Origin of the sequence: Shewanella sp. 5_MG-2023 (genome assembly GCF_030547465.1) — a bacterium.
Lineage (GTDB): Bacteria > Pseudomonadota > Gammaproteobacteria > Enterobacterales > Shewanellaceae > Shewanella.
Window position 1 is genome coordinate 1 of the sequence record NZ_JAUORC010000095.1, and the last position, 655, is coordinate 655.

Genomic DNA, 655 nt, shown 5'->3' on the forward strand with positions numbered 1-655 from the left:
TTTTTTAAATTTTATTAAACTTCTCTGGCTTGGGTTTACAACATATTTATTGTGGCAAATTGACAGTAAAGGAATATCTGCTGAGCTATCTGAATAACCGAAAATTTGAGAGTAATTATTGATATTTAAAAGTTGATCTAATATTTTCACCTTATTCTGTTCAAAACAATGGAAACGGCTAATCATACCACCAAAGAATCGTTGTTCATCTGATCCTAATATTTGCAGTTTAGGCACATCTATTGTTTTTATTATTCCTTCAACCATCCATGTCGAAGCACCGCTTATGATTATTACTTGATGACCTTGTTCAAAATGTTCTTCAATTTTAATTAGTGCATCTTTGTAAATCATTACTTCTGGTGAATTTACATAATGGTTAATAAAACTTGTACGAAGTTCTTGTACTCCAGATATAGAAAGACCTGCGGTTGCGACCCATAAATAGATTGAGTTTCCGATAAATCTAGTTTTATTTGAGAGAAAAAATAGTAATGAGATAGGTGTAATCAATAATGCAAAAAAGTAACGTAGGAGGTTTTTCTTTAATGCATACAGAATAAAAGATAAACAAGTATCTTTGTTTATAATCGTTTTATCGAAATCAAAGAGTGCTATAGGATTCATATATAGGAACATCGCCTTTGGGTATAAC

1 protein-coding gene is annotated in these 655 nt (G+C 30.5%); it reads right to left on the reverse strand.

Annotation, left to right across the window (positions count from 1 at the left end):
* A partial coding sequence (locus Q4557_RS19840; RefSeq protein WP_303415063.1) for an HAD-IB family phosphatase occupies positions 1-627 on the reverse strand: 627 nt, incomplete at its 3' end.
* Positions 628-655 lie beyond the last annotated feature (28 nt).